This is a genomic window from Consotaella aegiceratis, assembly GCF_036541425.1.
Lineage (GTDB): Bacteria > Pseudomonadota > Alphaproteobacteria > Rhizobiales > Rhizobiaceae > Consotaella > Consotaella aegiceratis.
This window is the reverse complement of record NZ_JAZHFT010000022.1, coordinates 64,518-81,597: the sequence shown is the minus strand read 5'-3', so window position 1 is coordinate 81,597 and position 17,080 is coordinate 64,518. Positions and strand designations below refer to the sequence as shown.

Here is a 17,080-nt window from a genome sequence, read left to right as displayed (position 1 = left end):
GCGCGACAGACCGCCCTCCAGCACCGCCGAAACCACCCGAGCTCGCAAATCCATCGAATAGGGTCGCGCCATCCGTGCTGGCCTCCAACTCCAGCCCGTATGGTGAATCACATTTCCAGCCCCCAGGGAATCCCAGCCCGATTCCGCCTATAGCCATCCCGCTCTAACGCAGGAGATGGCGACCCACGACCTCCTTCGGGAGGCGTTGTCCAACGGAGCGACCAGCGTCGGCGGCTGTCCCTATACCGATCCCGAGCCGGTCCGGCATATCGATCTGATCCTCGATCTGGCGGAGCGCTTCGGCGTGCCGGCCGACTTCCACATCGATTTCGATCTCGATCCGCTGGGTTCCCATCTGCCGGCTTTGGCGTCGGCGACCAAGACGCGGGGGCTCCAGGGTCGCGTCAGCGTCGGCCATGCCACCAAGCTGGCGGCCATGGCGCCGGAGGAGGCGGATCGCATGGCCGACCTTCTCGCCGACGCCGGCATCGCCGTCGTGGTTCTGCCGGCGACCGATCTCTTTCTCAACGGCCGGGAGGCCGACCGGCTTGTGCCGCGCGGCGTCGCTCGCGCCGATCGCCTGGCCGCGCGCGGCGTGCGCACGGCGATCGCCAGCAACAACATCCTCAATCCGTTCACGCCCTATGGCGATGCCTCGCTGATCCGTATGGCGAATCTCTATGCCAACGTCGCGCAACTGGCCTCCGACGACGAATTGGCGCTCGCCTTCGATATGGTGACGAGCCGGGCGGCGGAGGTCATCGGCATGACGGCGAGGCTCGCCGTCGGAGAGGCCGCTGATCTCGTGGTTCTCGATGCCGCTGATCCGGCTTCGGCCGTGCGCGAGATCGCGCCACCGGTCGCCGGTTTCAAGAACGGCCGGCAGACCTTCGATCGCCCGGCGCCCCGATTGCTGGGACCGGCGCGTCCGGGATCTTCGCTGTAGGCATTCGACCGGTGTTCCGATCGCTCAAGGCAGCGATCGAACCATATAGATGCAGTGGCTGGGCAGGCCGGGCGCGGCGAGCGGTTCGAAGCCGAGCCGCTTCTCATAGAAGGTCAGCGCCCGCCCATTGCTGGGCAGGACGCCGAGATGGATGCCCGGCGAGCCGGCGGCTGCCAGCTCCTGCATCAGATGCCTCAGCATCCGGGTGCCGAGGCCTTTGCCCTGGGCCTGGGGCAGCAGGTCGATGTGGCCGTGCGAGGGATAAGGCGCGAGCGCTTCGGGAAACGCGTATCCCGGATGATGCACGGTGCGGCGGAAGGCGTCGCTGCCCCGCCATTGGCTTTCGTCGGGGCCGGGATCGCGAACGTCCTGGCGCATCGGCTCCAGCCATTCGCTTTCCATGCGGGCGTAGAACTCGTTGCTGTCGGGCGCGCCGAGCACATAGCCGACGACGCCCTCCGGGCCGTCGAGGACGAAGGCGAAGTCGGGCTCCAGCACCTGATAGGGCACGGCGTAGAGGTTGCCGAGCAGCGTCGGATCGTCCTGCGACGCCGTCGCGTCCTCGCCGGCGTCGCCGGTCTTCAGGCAGATGTCGAGCAGCGCCGGATGGTCGTCGTCTGTCGCGCGGCGAAGCCGGTATCCGTCGCCAAAATCCACGGTCATGAGCGTGTCCTCTGCCTCGATTGATCGGCCCCGGTCGAGAGAAGGCCGAGCCGCACTATAGGCGAGAACGCCGCCGTCCGGATACGGATCGAAACCGCGGCGGCAGGCGACATGGGCCAGATCAACAGCTATTTGGCGGGCTGTGCCGCTTTCCCGGCCTCGTCGTCGGAAAACCAAATGCCGCCGAGGCGCAGCGCCGCGTGGACGAGGAGGACCAGCACCGGTACCTCGACCAGCGGGCCGATGACCGCCGCAAACGCCACGGGCGAGGCGAGGCCGAAGGCGGCGACCGCCACCGCGATCGCCAGTTCGAAATTGTTGCCGGCCGCGGTGAAGGCGACGGCCGTGGTGCGCGGATAGTCCGCCGCGATCAACCGGCCCATGGCGAAGCTCACGAGGAACTGCACGACGAAATAGATGACCAGCGGTACGGCGATCCGCAGCACGTCCAGCGGCAGGCGCACGACGTCGCCGCCCTTCAGGCTGAACATGGCGACGATGGTGAAGAGTAGGGCGGCGAGGGTGACCGGCCCGATCCTCGGCAGGAATTCTCTCTCGTACCAGGCACTTCCTTTCCGGCCGATCAGGATCCTGCGCGTCAGATATCCTGCGGCGAACGGGATGCCGAGATAGATCAGCACCGCCTGCGTGATGGTCCAGAAGCCGACGTCGACGACGCTGCCCTGAAGACCGAAGAGCGGCGGCAAGACGGAGAGGAAGATCCAGGCATAGGTCGAGAAGAACAGGATCTGGAAGATCGAGTTGAAGGCGACAAGACCGGCGACGTACTGGTTGTCGCCGCGCGCGAGCTGGTTCCAGACCAGCACCATGGCAATGCAGCGGGCAAGCCCGATCAGGATCAGGCCGGTCATGTAATCCGGACGGTCGGAGAGGAAGATCACCGCCAGCACGAACATCAGGACCGGGCCGATGATCCAGTTCTGGATCAGCGAAATCGCCAGGATGCGCTTGTCGGCGAAGATCTCGTGCAAGGCGTCGTAGCGCACGCGGGCGAGCGGCGGATACATCATCAGGATCAGGCCGATGGCGATCGGGACGTTGGTGGTGCCGACCGACAGCGCCTCCATCGCCTGGGGCAGGCCGTCGACGAAGCTCCCGAGCGCGATGCCGAGCGCCATCGCCGCAAAGATCCACAGCGTCAGATAGCGGTCGAGAAAGGACAGGCGCGAGGCCGGGCGCAGGGGGGTCATGCTTCGACTGTCCTATGCCAGAGAATGGCGGAAGCGGCGCAGAGCGTTTTCGCCTGCCGGGTTTCGAGCACCGTCGTCGGGGCGGCCGTGCGGGCGATGGGCTGGAAGCCGAGGCGGGCCAGAAAGGATTTTCGATCGGTCGTCAGGGCGTAGGCGTCGCGAACGCCGTCGCTGGCGGCGCGTCGCAGGAGCGCCTCGATGATGCGGCGGCCGAGACCGCCTCCGCGATGGTTGGCGACGACCACCACGGAGCGCAGCAGGGCGTTCTCTCCGAGCGGTTCGTAGCCGCCGACCCCCACGACCTCGCCCGTTTCGTCGGTGAAGCGCAGGAAGATGCGGCCGGCGTCGTGAACGTCCTCGGTCGGCAGGCCCTCGGCGGCAAGCAGCGTCACCAGGGCCGCATCGGGTACGACAGGCGTTGCCGTCAGGTTCACGCGGACGGCTCCGACGTGCCGACCACCTCGCCATCCTCCTTGGTGAACGATGCAATCGGATGCTCCAGAAGCGCCAGCACCTGCTCGGAGGGGCGGCAGAGTTTGGCGCCCTTGTCGGTCACCACGATCGGCCGGTTGATCAGGATCGGATGGGCGATCATCGCATCGATCAGCTGGTCGTCGGAGAGCGATGGATCATCGAGGCCGAGTTCGTCATAGGGGGTGCCCTTCCGGCGCAGGAGATCGCGCGGCGCGATCGTCATCAGGTCGAGCAGGTCCACCAGCCGTTCGCGCGAAGGCGGCGTCTTCAGATATTCGATCACCTCCGGCTCCTCGCCGGACTGGCGGATCATCGCGAGCACGTTGCGCGATGTGCCGCAGGCGGGGTTGTGATAGATCGTGACGGTCACGAGCAGACCTCCTGATCGCAGGGAGAAACGAGGCGGGCGATGTCGCCGCAGATTTCCGGGCGACCGTTGCAGCAGTCCTCGGTGAGGAACGCGAGAAGCCCACGCATTTCGTCGTATCGCGCGGCATAGAGGATGCGCCGCCCGTCGCGTCGCGAGGCGAGAAGGCCGGCGCGCTCCAGCGTCGCGAGGTGAAAGCTCATCCGCGTCGGCGGAATCGCCAGCGTATCGGCGATCTCGCCGGAGGGCAGGCCGTTAGGTCCGGCCTTCACCAGCAGACGAAAGGCCGCCAGACGATCGGCATGGGCGAGGGCCGCAAGGGCGGCGACGGCGGTTTCATCCTTCATGGATGCAATTATCCAAATAAGATTGGATAATTGCAAGCGGTATCGAGCAGTCGTTTTGGCGATTGGCAGGCGATCGCGAAAGTGAGAGGTCTACGGCGCCTCGGTCGACCGAGGTCCCTTCGGTCTTGTTGCGGAGAACCCATGAGCGCGCCTGTCCTGCTTGAAGTCTGCGTCGACGATCCGGCGGGATTGTTCGCCGCGCGAGACGGGGGTGCCGACCGCGTCGAGCTCTGCTCGGCCCTGGCGCTGGGCGGGTTGACGCCGAGCGTCGGCCTGATGCGGCTGGCTGCGGCGAGCGGGACGCCGACGGCCGCGATGATCCGGCCGCGTGTCGGCAGCTTCGTCTTCACGCCCGACGAGGTCGACGTCATGTTCGCCGATATCGAGACGGCACGTTCGCTCGGGCTTCAGGGCGTGGTGCTCGGCGCTGCGCGGCCCGACGGCGCGCTGGACGGTGCGGTGCTTGCGCGTCTTCGCGAGGCGGCCGGGCCGTTGGAGGCCTGTCTGCATCGGGTCTTCGATCTGACCCCCGATCCCTTCGAAGCCCTCGACCAGGCGGTCGCCCTCGGCTTCGATCGCATCCTCACCTCCGGCCAGCAGACGACGGCCGTGAAGGGACTGCCTCTGCTCCAACAACTGCGGGCGCATGCGGCGGGGCGGATCGCGATCTTGCCGGGCAGCGGCATCACGCCGGACAATGTGGCCCAGATCGTCGACGCGACCGGCGTGCGTCAGGTGCACGCCTCCTGCGGTGCGGTCGATGGAGAGGAAAACGCCGATCTCGTGCGATTTGGCTTTGCCCCGGCGACGCCATCCAAGCGAACGAGCGCGGCGGTGGTCCGTGACATGAAAGGCCGGCTGGATCGCCTTTGCGAGTGAATGCGACAGCGTAGCCGCTCTCGCAGCACGAGAACTACGCGCATCCGGTTGAAATCGACTTTCATGGTTGTGGCATAAAATTCACCAACCAGCTTGACTGCCTCGCTGATGTGCAGTCAGTATGAAAATCATTTTCAAGGCGCCGGGTTGGTGGTTGCGCATGAAGATCGGCATCGTCGGGCTCGGCTACAGGCTCGGCTACCTCGCCCAGGTGATGAGCGAAATTGTGCCCGACGCCCGCGTCGTCGGCTATGTCGATCCAGCGCCGGCCGGACTTCCCCTGCTTCAGAAAAAGGGCATCGCCTCCGGCCCGTCCTATGAGACCATCGAGGCGCTGGTCGCCGCCGAGAAACCCGACCTTTTGATGGTCGGCTCCCCCAATCATCTGCATCTCGACCACATCCGTACCGGGCTTGAGTTCGGCCTGAAGATCTTCTCCGAAAAGCCGGTCGTGACCACCGAAGAGCAGACCTTCGAGCTGCTCGACCTCTTGGCCCGGAGCGGTGGGCGCGATCAGGTGATGATCGGGCTGGTGCTGCGCTACGCGCCGCTCTACCGCGATCTCGTCGCCGTCCATCGCGACGGTACGCTCGGCAAGATCACCTCGATCGAGGCCTCCGAACACATCGCGCCCTATCACGGCGCCTTTTTCATGCGCGACTGGCGACGCGCCGGCGGCTGGTCGGGCGGCTTCATGCTGGAGAAGTGCTGCCACGACATCGACCTCTATCAGGGACTGGTGGGAGGACGGCCGACGCGAATCTCCAGCTTCGGCGGCCGGCGCACCTTCGTGCCGGAGAACTCGCCGGCTCTTCGCGGGATCAACGATCTGGAGGTCTATTATCGCAAGCCGAGCGGCTGGATGGGCACCGAGAAGGTGTTCGACAGCGATGGCGACATCATCGACTATCAGATGGCGATGGTGGAATTCGAAGGCGGCGAGACGCTGTCCTTCCACACCAATCTGAACGTTCCCGACGAGTTTCGCCGCTTCTGCGTGGTCGGGTCGCGCGGCATGGCGGAGGGCGACTTCGTGCGCAACTTCTTCCGCGTGCACGATGCGCACACGGCCAACAAGCTGATCGACAAGTCCTACGAGGCCTCACCGCTCTCGGTGCATTACGGCGCCGACGAGCAGATGATTGGCGACATCTTCGCCCACGTCATCGACGGCAAGCCGCTGCCGGTGTCGATCGTCGACGGATTGGCGGCCGGGCTGACGGCGATCAAGATGGACGAGGCGCGGGCACGCCGCCAGGTTATCGAGATGGCGCCGACCTGGCAGCGCTTCGACAGCTATGGACTGACCGGGGGAGGCGGCGCGCCATGAGGGCAGGAGGGGGCATGACCTCGACGCGCGACACCACGCTGTTTGCGCTGATGCTGCTCGCTCCGGCGCTGCTCTACGTCCTGGCGATCGTCGCCTACCCCCTCGTCGACACCATCCACCTGTCGTTCACCAACGCCTCGCTCGGCCCCAAGGTCAAATGGGTCGGTTGGGACAACTACGTGAAGATCTTCCACGACGATTTCGGCACGGTAGTGATGCGCACCTTCGTGTGGACGTTCTTCTCCGTGCTGATCAAGATGATCATCGGCACGTTCGGCGCGGTGATGCTGAACGCCGCCGTTCCCGGCCGCGCGGTGTTCCGCGTGCTCACCATGCCGCCCTGGGTGGTGCCGATGGCGATCGGCATCTTCATGTGGGGCTGGATGTACAACGGCCAGTTCGGCATGATCTCCGGCGTCCTGCAGAATGTCGGCCTGTCCGACGGTCCCATTCCGTTCCTCGCCTACGGCACCACGGCCTTCTGGGCGACGATCGTCACCGATGTGTGGATCGGCGTGCCGCTGGTGACGCTCTATCTGCTGGCCGCCGTACAGTCCGTGCCGCAGGACCTCTACGAGGCCGCCTGGACCGACGGCGCCGGGCGCTGGTACCGGTTTCGCCGCATCACCCTGCCGCTGATCGCGCCGGCGATGATCACCATGTCGATCCTTTCGCTGATCGCGACCTTCAACTCCTTCGACATCATCTGGATCCTGACCCGCGGCGGACCGAACGACGCGACGATGACGATGATCATCGACACCTACAAGGCCGGCATCGGCAACTATAAGTACGGCGAAGGCTCCGCCCGCGCCGTGTTGATCTGCCTGTTCCTGTCGGTCTTCACCTTCTTCTATTTCCGTATTCTCAGGCGGATTTCGGGGGACGCCGAATGAACCAGCGGCCGATGATCTACCGCTATCGCTGGTACGAGGTGATCGGGGTCTATGCCGGCATCCTCCTCTTTCTGACCTTCGTGCTCGCGCCTTTCGTCGAGGGCTTCCTGGTCTCGCTCAAGCCGCTCACGCATCTGTTCTCCAGCCCCTACAGGTTCTGGCCGGAGGAGGGCTCCTTCCAGGCCTATGTCGACATGTGGGACCACGTCCCGATGCTCGGCCGCTACATCGTCAATTCGATCCTGATCTCCGCGGCGATCACCGTCGTCGTTCTGCTGATCGTCGTGCCGGCCGCCTATGCCTTCGCCCGCTTCCGCTTTCCCGGCTCGGGCTCGATGCTCGGCGGCTTCCTGGCAATCAACATGTTCTCCGGCGCCGTTCTGCTGATCCCGCTCTATCGGATGCTGCGCGCGCTCGGGCTGTTGAACACCTATCTGGCGATGATCGTGCCGGGCATCGCCTTCCTCATCCCGTCCGGCATCTGGCTGCTCCACACCTACATGCGGCGCATCCCGCGCGAGCTCGACGAGGCCGCCTGGGTGGACGGCGCCAGCCGCTTCTACGCGTTCCGCCGCGTCGTCCTGCCGCTCGCGGCGCCCGGCATCGTGGTGGTGGCGATCGCCACCTTCATCGGCGCCTATGCCCAGCAGTTCGTCTTCGCGCTGACCTTCAATTCGAAGACGGAATACATGCCGCTGGCCGTCGGGCTGTTCGCCTTCTTCGGCCGCCAGGAGGTGATCTGGAACCAGCTCATGGCGGCGAGTTTCATCGGCATCCTGCCGGTGCTCGTCGTGTTCGTCTTCCTGCAGCGCTATCTCGTCGCCGGCATCACCGCCGGCGCCGTGAAACACTGACCTTCGACCAGGCCTACAACGAGAGGTGTTGAGAATGAGAGCAGCTTACCCATTTGCCGGCGCCGCGCTGGCCTTGATCGCCGCCACCTCCTTCGCCCAGGCGCAGGAGACGGTAAAGATGATCCAGTGCGGCGACGCGATCGCCGACGGCTATCCCGACTTCATCAAGCAGTGGGAGGAGCAGAACCCCGACTACAAGGTCGACGTCGAGGTGATCGGCTGGGCCCAGTGCCAGGACAAGGCGACGACGCTGGCCATCGCCGGCGATCCCGTGGCCTTGGCCTATATGGGATCGCGCACACTGAAACAGCTCGCCGGCAACGGTCTGCTCGTTCCCATTCCGATGACCGACGAGGAGAAAAGCAGCTACTACCCGCACATCGTCGAGACCGTCACCTTCGACGGGCAGCAATGGGGCATCCCCGTCGCCTTCTCGACCAAGGCGCTGTTCTGGAACAAGGGCTTGTTCGAAAAAGCCGGGCTCGATCCGGAAAGCCCGCCGACCACCTGGGACGAGCTCTACGACGACGCCAAGACGGTGACCGACAAGACGGACGCCAAGGGCTTCGGCCTGGTCGCCAAGACCATGGACAACACCATGCACCAATATTTGCATTGGGTGTATACAAACAACGGTTCGGTCATCGACGCCGACGGCAACATCACGCTGGACAGCCCGGAAAACCTGCAGGCGCTGGAATTCGTCAAGAAGATGGTGCCGGTGTCGGAGGAAGGCCCGACCGCCTACGAGCAGAACGAATTGATCGATCTGTTCAACGACAGCCAGATCGCCATGCTCGAGCAGGGCCCCTGGATGCGCAATCGCATCAACGACGGCATCGAATGGGGCGTGGCGCCGCTGCCGCTCGGTCCGAGCGCCCAGGGTCCCGGTACGCTGCTGATCACCGACAGCCTGGCCGTGTTCGACGGCACCGGCGTCGAGGAGGCCGCGATCTCGCTGGCCAAGTACCTGACCAACGAGGAAAACCAGTTCTACTACGAAAAGACCCAGGGCCTGACGCCGCTGCGGCCGGTGGCCGGCGTCGATGACCTGGTTTCCGAGGATCCGACCTGGAAGCCGTTCCTCGACGGCATCTCCAACGGCGGTCCCGAGCCGCTGTTCACCGACTATAAATCCTTCCAGGACTCGATCATCGCCATGATCCAGTCTGTGGTGACCGGCGACGCGGAGCCGAAGGATGCGCTGTCGAAGGCGGCCGGCGAGATCGAGGACGCCAAGTAGTCGCTCGCGACGGGACGGCGGTGCCGCCTCAGCTGGCGGCATCGCCGTTCCCGGCCTGTGCCGGGATGGCAGATCGGTGATTTGAATTGCGGAGAGGGCGGTTGGGCCAGCTTGTACTTTCCAGCGTGCGCAAGGTGTTCGGCGACAAGGAGGTCGTCAAGGGCGTCGACCTCGAGGTTCGCGACCGCGAGTTCGTCGTGCTCGTCGGTCCGTCGGGCTGCGGCAAGTCCACGCTTTTGCGCATGATCGCCGGCCTCGAATCCATCGATGGCGGCGAGGTCGCCATCGACGGCCGGCGCGTCAACGATCTGCCGCCGGTCCGGCGCGGCATCGCCATGGTGTTCCAGTCCTATGCGCTCTATCCGCATATGAGCGTGTTCGAGAACATCGCCTTTCCGCTGCGCGTGGAGCGCATGGAAGAAGGCATGCTCGCCACCAAGGTGCACGACGCGGCGCGTGTCCTGCAGCTGGAGGACTATCTCAAGCAGAGACCGGGGACGCTGTCGGGCGGTCAGCGCCAGCGCGTCGCGATCGGGCGCGCCATCGTGCGCGAGCCGAAGATCTTCCTGTTCGACGAGCCCCTGTCCAATCTCGATGCCGCGCTGCGCTCGGACATGCGCGTCGAATTGCGCGAACTGCACAAGAAGCTGCGCGCGACGATGATCTACGTCACCCACGACCAGGTCGAGGCGATGACCATGGCCGACCGCATCGTCGTCCTGAGCGCGGGCCGCATCGAGCAGGTGGGAACGCCGCTGGAGCTCTATCATCGCCCCGCCAATCTCTTCGTTGCCGGCTTCATCGGCAATCCGAAGATGAATTTCATCGAGGTAGCCTGCAAAGCCGTAAGCGAGGCCGGCGTCACCATCGCCTGGGGGCCGGCAGGCGAGGCCGAGGCGATCATCCCGGTGGAGCCCCGGCCCGGCCTTGAAGGCAAGCGGCTGACGCTGGGCATCCGCCCCGAGCACACGCTCATCGGCGACGGTGACCTGCAGCTCACCTTTACGCCCGATCTGGTCGAGCACCTGGGCATCCATTCGGTCGCCTATGGTCCGGTCGACCGGTCGAAGCATGCCTATTGCGGACTGTTTCCCGGAACGGCGGACCTGTCCGAAGACGTGCCGATGACGATCGGCTTCGATCGCGCCCATTGCCACCTCTTCGACGAGACCGGCGTGGCGCTGACGCGTGCGGCGGCCCTGGGCGAGCCCGTGACCGCCATGCCGGGGACGGGGGCCTTTCAACCCTCCGTCTCCGGCAGTCCCGGGATCGTGCTCTAGATCGCGAGGCCGACGCGCCACCGTCGCCGACACCGAGGAGCCGATCGGCGACTTTCGGGCGCAACTGAAGCAGAGATCGCCCGCTTGGGCGGGGCCGAACGATCACCTGGAGCGGCACGAGGCCGATGGACATACTGGCGACACTCCAGGGCGAAATGGAGCAGCTCTCCCGGGCGGAGCGTCGGATCTCCGACATCCTGTTTTCCGATACCGATTTCGCCGTGGGCGCCTCGATCTCGGAACTGGCGGCGCGCGCCGCGGTCTCGCCGCCGACGGTGACGCGCTTCTGCCGCCGGCTCGGCTGCCAGAGCTTTTCCGATTTCAAGGTTCGGTTGGCGCAGACGACCTTCGTCGGCAGCCGTTATCTGAAGCCGGACGGCTTGGCCATGGCTCCGGCGGACGTCGCAGAAAACATCGTCAACCGGGCGCAGACGGCGCTCTATGCCATGCATGCCTCGCTCGACCTGGAGAAGGTCGAGCAGGCGGTGGCGCGCATCGTGCGCTCCGACATGATCTACGCCTTCGGCTCGGGCGGCAATTCGGCGATGATCGCCCAGGAGATCCAGAACCGGCTGTTCCGTCTGGGGCTCCGGGTGACGGCCAGCACCGACCACCAGATGCAGCTGATGCTCGCCGCCTCGGCCAAGCCGCGCGACGTGCTGGTCGTCTCGTCCGTCTCGGGGCGCAACATGCCGCTGGTGCGGGCCCTGCAGGCGGCTGCCGACTATCGCGTCTTCTCGATCGCCATCACCCGGCCGAACTCGCCGGTCGCCGAGGCGGCGGATCTGGTGCTGGCCATCGACCTTGTCGAGGGCGTCAGCATTCTCAAGCCGACCGCGGCGCGTTTCGCCTTCCTCGGCCTGGTCGACATCGTCGCCACGCTGGCCGCCACCAAGATCGAGACGGGCGCGACCGAGAGTCTGCGCCGCATCAAGCACCAGGTGGTGGCCTATCGCGACAAGGACGACCGCGAGGCGCTCGGCGATTGAGCCGCCGGCATTCGCGGACGCCATGCACCACAAGACCGTCAGCTCACAGGAGCATCTCATGACCGCAGTCAACTGCCGCCTCGAAGCCGAATGGCAGCCGCTGTCCGGCAGCAACGGGCAGCTCGAATTCGCCCTTGTCAATCTCGGCGAGGCGCCTCTCTCCGGCTTTCGGCTCGTCTACACGTCGCTGACCCGGGCGACCCAGCCGGACGCCGTCACAGGGGCGACGCTTCTCCGGCGCTGCGCCAATTTCCACGAGATGGCGCCACCCGACGGCCTGACGCTCGCGCCGGGCGAGGCGTGGCGTTTCGTCGTCGGTGGGCTGAACCGCGGGGCTAAGCACCGCACCGACGGCGTCAGCACCGCCTATCTGACGCTGGCCGACGGCACGGCGGTCGACGTGGCGGCCGGCGATCTGCTGCTCAAGGGCGCAATCGCGACGGCGCCCGGCCCGCTGGTGCCGACAGGCGATCTCGATCTGCCGACGGCGATCCTGCCCTGGCCGCGCGAGCTGCGCTTCGGCGATTTCGCGGCGGCGCCGACCGCGCTCTATCCCGGCGACGGCACGAGCCGGGCGGCCCTGACAGCGATGGGCGAGGTGGGCGCGCTGGCGCAACGGCTGTTTCCGGGCGAGCGTGTGCCGTTCACGTTGGTTCGGGTCGAGGGCGGCCTTCCGGTCCGCTTCGATACGGACGCGGCGATGGGCACCGAAGCCTATGCGCTCGCCTTCGCGGGCGAGGGCGTCACGGTGACGAGCGGCGCGCCGGCCGGTCTGCATTATGCGCTCGTCACGCTCGCCCAGATGCTGGGAGCGGCGCATCGCGATCCGGATCGCTTCTCCTTCCCGCGGGACGGGCACATCGACGACGCGCCGCGCTACGGCTGGCGCGGCTGCCATCTGGATGTGTCTCGGCAGGTCTACCCTTTGGAGGCGGTGAAGCGCTTCGTCGATATACTCGCCTGGAACAAGATGAACCTATTCCATTGGCATCTGACCGACGACGAGGGCTGGCGCCTGGAGATCGAGGCCTATCCCGAGCTGACGACGATCGGCGCGCGGCGCGGCCCGAAGGAGGCGATGGTGCAGCAGCTCGGTGGCGGCGCCGAGACGAGCGCGGGCCACTACACTCAGGACGAGGTCCGGGCGCTGGTTGCTTCCGCCAAGCGGTTGAACATCGACATCATGCCGGAGTTCGACGTGCCGGGGCACTGCACTGCGGTGCTGGCGGCGCTGCCGCAACTGATCGATCCGGCGGAGACGCCCGCCAGCTATCATTCCGTCCAGGGCTATCCCAACAATGCGCTCAACCCCGCGCTGGAAGACACCTACGCCTTCCTGGAGACGGTGTTTTCGGAGGTCGCGTCGCTCTTTCCCTTCGCCTATGTCCATATCGGCGGCGACGAGGTCGCCGACGGCTCGTGGTTGGCCTCGCCCCGCGCGCAGGCGCTGATGAAGGACAAGGGGCTCTCCGGCACGGCCGAGCTCCAGGCGCATTTCATGCGTCGCACCAAGGAGATCCTGGCGCGTCTAGACAAAAAGCTCGCGGGCTGGGACGAGGTCTCGCATGGCGGCGGCGTCGACCCGCAAGGCACGCTTCTCGTCGCCTGGCAGCGCCCGGAATTGGGACTCGCCCTGGCGAAGGAAGGCTACGACGTGGTGATGTCGCCCGGCCAGGCCTACTATCTCGACATGGTGCAGGCCGACGACTGGCTGGAGCCGGGCACGAGCTGGGCCGGCACCGTGCCGCCGGAGCACACCTATACCTATGAGGCCGTCGCCGACTTTCCGCCCGAGCTGGCGGACAGGATGAAGGGCGTACAGGGCTGCATCTGGAGCGAGAACCTCACCTCGCGCGAGCGCTTCAACCATATGGTCTTTCCGCGCCTCGGCGCCATCGCGGAAGCCGCCTGGACGCCGAAGGACAAGAAGAGCTGGCTCCGCTTCGCCGCCATCCAGGCGATGATGCCGACGCTGTAGGGGCGGGCGACGCCGGGCCCCGCGGTCTTGGAGACAAGCCTTTCTGCCGTGGAACGGCGTCATTCTCGGCCTCCGGGCCCAGAATCCAGGCTTGAGACCGCCAAGCGACCCTACGGGACACAGGTCGGATCGGGCCGTTGCTCTGGATCCTCGGGACAAGCCCAAGGATGACGAAAGTGGAACGGACGGCGCTTTTACCTATCGCTGACCAGAATTGGCCCGCTCCGACCAGAACACTTGCGGGGTGAAGTCGAAATCCCGGTCGAAGGGGTAGGTCGGGCGGCTCGTGCGCTCGCGCGGCAGGCGCTCGACGTCCTGGTCGACGATGCCGGGCGACAGCGCCATCAGCGAGGGATTGGCGATCGGCGCGAGCTCCGGCGAGAGATAGCCGGACTTGACGACGACGATGCGCGCCGCGCGCGGGTCGAGGCCGAGCCGGGTGAAGTCCGCGATGGCGTGGAACGGGCGGCGCCGCGCCGTGACGACGAACCGGATGCCGCCGACCTTCAGCACCGCCTGGCGCTCGGTCGGCTCGTCGGTTTCCGCCAGGGTCACGACCGTCGCGGTGACGGCCAGCGGCTCGCTGTCCTGGGCGGCGATGGTGGCGCCGACCGAGACGGCGATCTCGGCACCGACGCCGGCCTCGTAGGCCGCTTCGGTCGCCGGGCGGTCGGCGATGCCGGCGAGGATGACGTCGTCCGCCTTGGCCGCGATCAGGGCGGCCAGCACATCGGTCCGGTCGCCCGCCCCGCCGGCGGTCGGATTGTCGCCGGAATCGGCCAGCACGACGGGTTTCGTCGTGGCCGTTAGCGCCTGTTGAACGCAGTCGTCGATCGAGCCGGTCTCGGTGCCGAAGACGAAGTCGGCGCGGGCCTGCCAATAGGCGAGCGCCAGGTCCCTGGCCTGCGCCTCCATCGCGGCGCGATCGGTGCCGGTCAAGACCGCGGCGGCCGTGACGCGCGGCTCGTCGGCCCAGACATAGCCGACCATCAGCGAAGCGTCCCAGATGCCGGGATTGGCGGCCGCGATGGAGGGCAGGCGCGCATAGAGCGAGCGCGCCGGCTCGTCCTCGGTCGAGGTGCGCTCGCCGGGCAGGCAAACCGGGATCGGGCACCAGCACAGGCCGGCCTGCCTCCCGCTCTCGATGTGCCGCACCAGAAGCCCCACCGCCCGGCGCATGGTCTCCTCGGCGTCGATATGCGGCGCCGTCCGGTAGGCGGTGAAAAGGTCGAGGCCGTCGATGACCGTCTGCGACAAGTTGCCGTGCAGATCGTAGCTGGCGCTGATCGGGCAATCGGGTCCGACGAGCGCGCGCACTGCGCCGACGAGATCGCCCTCGACATCCTCCATGCCGTCGACGAAGGCTGCGCCGTGCAGCGCCAGATAGACCCCGTCGACCTCGCCGAATTCCGCCATACGGCGCAAAATCTCGTCCTTGAAGGCCTCGTAGGTATCCGCGGCGAGCGGAGCGCCGGGCACGGCACGAGCGTGGAAGGTGGGCAGGAACTCGGCGTCGAAGTCGCCGAGAAAGCGGAAGGCGTCTGCGTGCAACAGCTCCTCGCCACGCAGGATCCTGAAATCCGCCGCTGTCGTCAGCGACGGGTTGTAGCTGCTGCACTCGATGTGCAGGCCACCGACGGCAATGCGCATTGTCGACCTCCCGTCCGGGTGTCAGAAAACGACCGTGGCCGAGCCATCCGGCCATGCAGTCCGGCGCTTCGATCCGGCTCGGACGACGGCTGGAGAAGTCCGCGACCAAGATCGGGATCGAAGGATCACCGGCAAGCTGCTGTTCCTACTGAAGCTTCGCCGCCGGGATTCGATCCGTCGTTCGCCGCCTATGGGCCTTTGAAGGTCAGCTGTGCTTTCCCATTGGAAACGGCATGTAGCCGACGAAACCTGTCAATTTCCATTCATCCGATAGACGAGCAAGGAAATAGAGCGTCTGCCAGTTGAGCACTTCGACGCCGCCGCCTTCGAGCGCGATCGTGCCGTCGAACTTCTTGTGGGCCACCGCCCTGTCGCCGGAGATGTCGATGTCGCGCAGGTTGGTCGCGCGAAACAGCGCCTCGCGCACCGGTTCGCCATAGCGTGTCTCCTGCGCTGCCGCAGCCTGGCGCAGCCATTCGTCGCGATAGGCTTCGAGCGTGGGAAATTCCAGGCGCCAGCTGTCCGGGCAATCGGACTTCTGGGCATGCATGCCGAAGAAACGGTCGGCCGCGAAATCGCCATCGACGATCGACCAGTCGGCAGCCAGGAAGGCCTCGATATCGCGCCTGACCAGCATATCCCAGATCGCTTTGCGGTCGGGATCGGACGGAAACGGATTGTCGGTGGCGGGCATGATCGTGCCTTTCCGGAAAAAGCGTCAGCGCAGGCGGCCGCGCGCGTCGACGGGAACGATGGCGCTGACCTCGCGCCCCTGAACCAGCACGACATCGTCGAACAGGTTGGAGACGGGACAGCAATGGTTCGGCACCACCCGGACGCGCTCGCCGACCGCAGGCTTGGCGCCGCAGGCCGACAGATCGACCACGGCGTGCTCCTCGCTGAGCGAGGCGATCACCGCATCGGGATATTCCAGGATCAGCCCATGGCCGCTGAGGCCGAGCAGGTCGCTGGTGAGCGCCTTCGATCCCGTGTCGAGCACGGCGCGGTTCTCGGTCGGCCGGGAAACGACCGTGGCCAGAACGGTGAGCGCGCAATCGTCGAGTTCGCCGGCTCCCACGTCGACCTGGAAGCGGTCCATGTAGATGTAGGTGCCGGGCCGGTATTCCGTGGCCGCCGAGACCTCGGGCGCTCGGCTGAAGCCCGGCGTTCCGCCGGTGCTGACTGTCTCCGGCCTCAGGCCGGCAGCAGTCAGGCGCTCGACCGCCTCGGCCAGCCAGGCCTGGCTTCCGGTCGTGCCGTCCTTGGCCGGATAGGTCATCAGGCCGCCGAAGACGAGGCCGGGCGCGGCGGCGATGCGGCGGGCCAGCGCAACGGCCGCCTCCAGCGTCTGGACGCCGCAGCGGCCCCCTCCGGTGTCGCATTCCACCAGCACCGCCAAAGGCTTCGGCGCATCGGCGAAGGTTTCTGCATAACCGTCGACCGTGGTGTCGCTGTCGGCCGTGACCTTGAGGTCGACGCGTGCGGCCAGCGCGCGCAGCCGGTCGAGCTTGGCTGTCCCCAGGATGTTGTAGGGCAGGAAGATATCGGTCAGCCCGCCATCGGCCATCACCTCGGCCTCGCCGATCTTCTGGCAGGTGATGCCGGAAGCGCCCAGTTCCATCTGCCGACGGGCGAAGCGCACCAGCTTGTGGGTCTTGATGTGGGGCCGCAACTTCAGCCGGTTGGCATCGGCAAAATCCTGGGCGCGCTTCAGATTGCGCTCGACCTTGTCGAGGTCGACCAAAATGGACGGCGTGTCGATATCGTCGATGGTGGGCATCGTCATCCTGTCGCTGGCCGGCGGCCGAATTGGAAGCAGCGGCCGCGAGGCCGACTGTCCGCCATCGCGCAGCGGGCGTGCATGGTGGCTCTGGGACGGACTGCGTTCCGGTTGAATCGCAGGAGTCGCTCCAGTCTCTTTGGGTCCCGCATGATGCAGGAAAGTCCGCAACGTTCCGGCATCATGCTCGAGC

At 66.2% G+C, this 17,080-nt stretch carries 17 protein-coding genes; 9 read left to right on the top strand and 8 right to left on the bottom strand.

The window, feature by feature from the left end; genetic code table 11:
* The first annotated feature begins 175 nt into the window (after positions 1 to 175).
* On the top strand, positions 176 to 946 hold the full coding sequence (locus SMD10_RS15410) for an amidohydrolase family protein (RefSeq protein WP_331686610.1): 771 nt from the start codon (positions 176 to 178) through the stop codon (positions 944 to 946).
* A gap of 24 nt (positions 947 to 970) precedes the next feature.
* Here SMD10_RS15410 and SMD10_RS15405 read toward each other — a convergent pair whose 3' ends face one another.
* The 5 genes from SMD10_RS15405 to SMD10_RS15385 form a co-directional block, all read right to left on the bottom strand.
* A complete protein-coding gene (locus tag SMD10_RS15405) occupies positions 971 to 1,609 on the bottom strand; it encodes a GNAT family N-acetyltransferase (RefSeq protein WP_331686609.1) in 639 nt (212 codons plus the stop codon).
* Positions 1,610 to 1,737: 128 nt separating this feature from the next.
* Positions 1,738 to 2,820, bottom strand: a complete 1,083-nt coding sequence (gene arsB / locus SMD10_RS15400) for an ACR3 family arsenite efflux transporter (protein ID WP_331686608.1) — start codon at positions 2,818 to 2,820, stop codon at positions 1,738 to 1,740.
* Positions 2,817 to 3,254, bottom strand: coding sequence for an arsenic resistance N-acetyltransferase ArsN2 (gene arsN2, locus SMD10_RS15395; protein ID WP_331686607.1), 438 nt, complete (start codon positions 3,252 to 3,254; stop codon positions 2,817 to 2,819). Before arsN2 ends, arsB begins: the two co-directional genes overlap by 4 nt.
* Entirely contained in the window at positions 3,251 to 3,664 is a 414-nt protein-coding gene (gene arsC, locus SMD10_RS15390; protein ID WP_331686606.1) for an arsenate reductase (glutaredoxin), read from the bottom strand. Before arsC ends, arsN2 begins: the two co-directional genes overlap by 4 nt.
* Positions 3,661 to 4,008, bottom strand: coding sequence for an ArsR/SmtB family transcription factor (locus SMD10_RS15385; RefSeq protein WP_331686605.1), 348 nt, complete (start codon positions 4,006 to 4,008; stop codon positions 3,661 to 3,663). The genes arsC and SMD10_RS15385 overlap by 4 nt, the downstream gene beginning before the upstream one ends.
* Before the next feature lie 141 nt (positions 4,009 to 4,149).
* Here SMD10_RS15385 and SMD10_RS15380 point away from each other — a divergent pair, with 141 nt between their 5' ends.
* The 8 genes from SMD10_RS15380 (at position 4,150) to SMD10_RS15345 (ending at position 13,457) form a co-directional block, all read left to right on the top strand.
* Entirely contained in the window at positions 4,150 to 4,887 is a 738-nt protein-coding gene (locus SMD10_RS15380) for a copper homeostasis protein CutC (protein ID WP_331686604.1), read from the top strand.
* Between the two features lie 160 nt (positions 4,888 to 5,047).
* Positions 5,048 to 6,217 (top strand): Gfo/Idh/MocA family protein, encoded by a 1,170-nt coding sequence (locus SMD10_RS15375; protein ID WP_331686611.1) that lies wholly within the window; start codon positions 5,048 to 5,050, stop codon positions 6,215 to 6,217.
* 14 nt (positions 6,218 to 6,231) lie between these two features.
* Positions 6,232 to 7,113, top strand: a complete 882-nt coding sequence (locus SMD10_RS15370; protein WP_331686603.1) for a carbohydrate ABC transporter permease — start codon at positions 6,232 to 6,234, stop codon at positions 7,111 to 7,113.
* Positions 7,110 to 7,967 (top strand): carbohydrate ABC transporter permease, encoded by an 858-nt coding sequence (locus SMD10_RS15365; RefSeq protein ID WP_331686602.1) that lies wholly within the window; start codon positions 7,110 to 7,112, stop codon positions 7,965 to 7,967. The genes SMD10_RS15370 and SMD10_RS15365 overlap by 4 nt, the downstream gene beginning before the upstream one ends.
* A gap of 34 nt (positions 7,968 to 8,001) precedes the next feature.
* Positions 8,002 to 9,210 carry an ABC transporter substrate-binding protein gene (locus tag SMD10_RS15360; protein ID WP_331686601.1) on the top strand — a complete coding sequence of 403 codons (1,209 nt, stop codon included), beginning with the start codon at positions 8,002 to 8,004 and terminating at the stop codon, positions 9,208 to 9,210.
* A gap of 101 nt (positions 9,211 to 9,311) precedes the next feature.
* Positions 9,312 to 10,490, top strand: a complete 1,179-nt coding sequence (locus SMD10_RS15355) for an ABC transporter ATP-binding protein (RefSeq protein ID WP_331686600.1) — start codon at positions 9,312 to 9,314, stop codon at positions 10,488 to 10,490.
* A 125-nt stretch (positions 10,491 to 10,615) separates the two neighbouring features.
* Positions 10,616 to 11,479 carry a MurR/RpiR family transcriptional regulator gene (locus tag SMD10_RS15350; RefSeq protein ID WP_331686599.1) on the top strand — a complete coding sequence of 288 codons (864 nt, stop codon included), beginning with the start codon at positions 10,616 to 10,618 and terminating at the stop codon, positions 11,477 to 11,479.
* 58 nt (positions 11,480 to 11,537) lie between these two features.
* Positions 11,538 to 13,457 (top strand): beta-N-acetylhexosaminidase, encoded by a 1,920-nt coding sequence (locus SMD10_RS15345; protein ID WP_331686598.1) that lies wholly within the window; start codon positions 11,538 to 11,540, stop codon positions 13,455 to 13,457.
* Positions 13,458 to 13,655: 198 nt separating this feature from the next.
* On the opposite strand, the gene SMD10_RS15340 is transcribed toward SMD10_RS15345, so the two are convergent.
* The 3 genes from SMD10_RS15340 to SMD10_RS15330 form a co-directional block, all read right to left on the bottom strand.
* A complete protein-coding gene (locus tag SMD10_RS15340) occupies positions 13,656 to 15,107 on the bottom strand; it encodes a M81 family metallopeptidase (RefSeq protein WP_331686596.1) in 1,452 nt (483 codons plus the stop codon).
* A 205-nt stretch (positions 15,108 to 15,312) separates the two neighbouring features.
* A complete protein-coding gene (locus SMD10_RS15335) occupies positions 15,313 to 15,801 on the bottom strand; it encodes a hypothetical protein (protein WP_331686595.1) in 489 nt (162 codons plus the stop codon).
* 24 nt (positions 15,802 to 15,825) lie between these two features.
* Positions 15,826 to 16,887: a D-TA family PLP-dependent enzyme gene (locus SMD10_RS15330; protein WP_331686593.1), complete on the bottom strand. Its 1,062-nt coding sequence runs from the start codon at positions 16,885 to 16,887 to the stop codon at positions 15,826 to 15,828.
* Positions 16,888 to 17,080 lie beyond the last annotated feature (193 nt).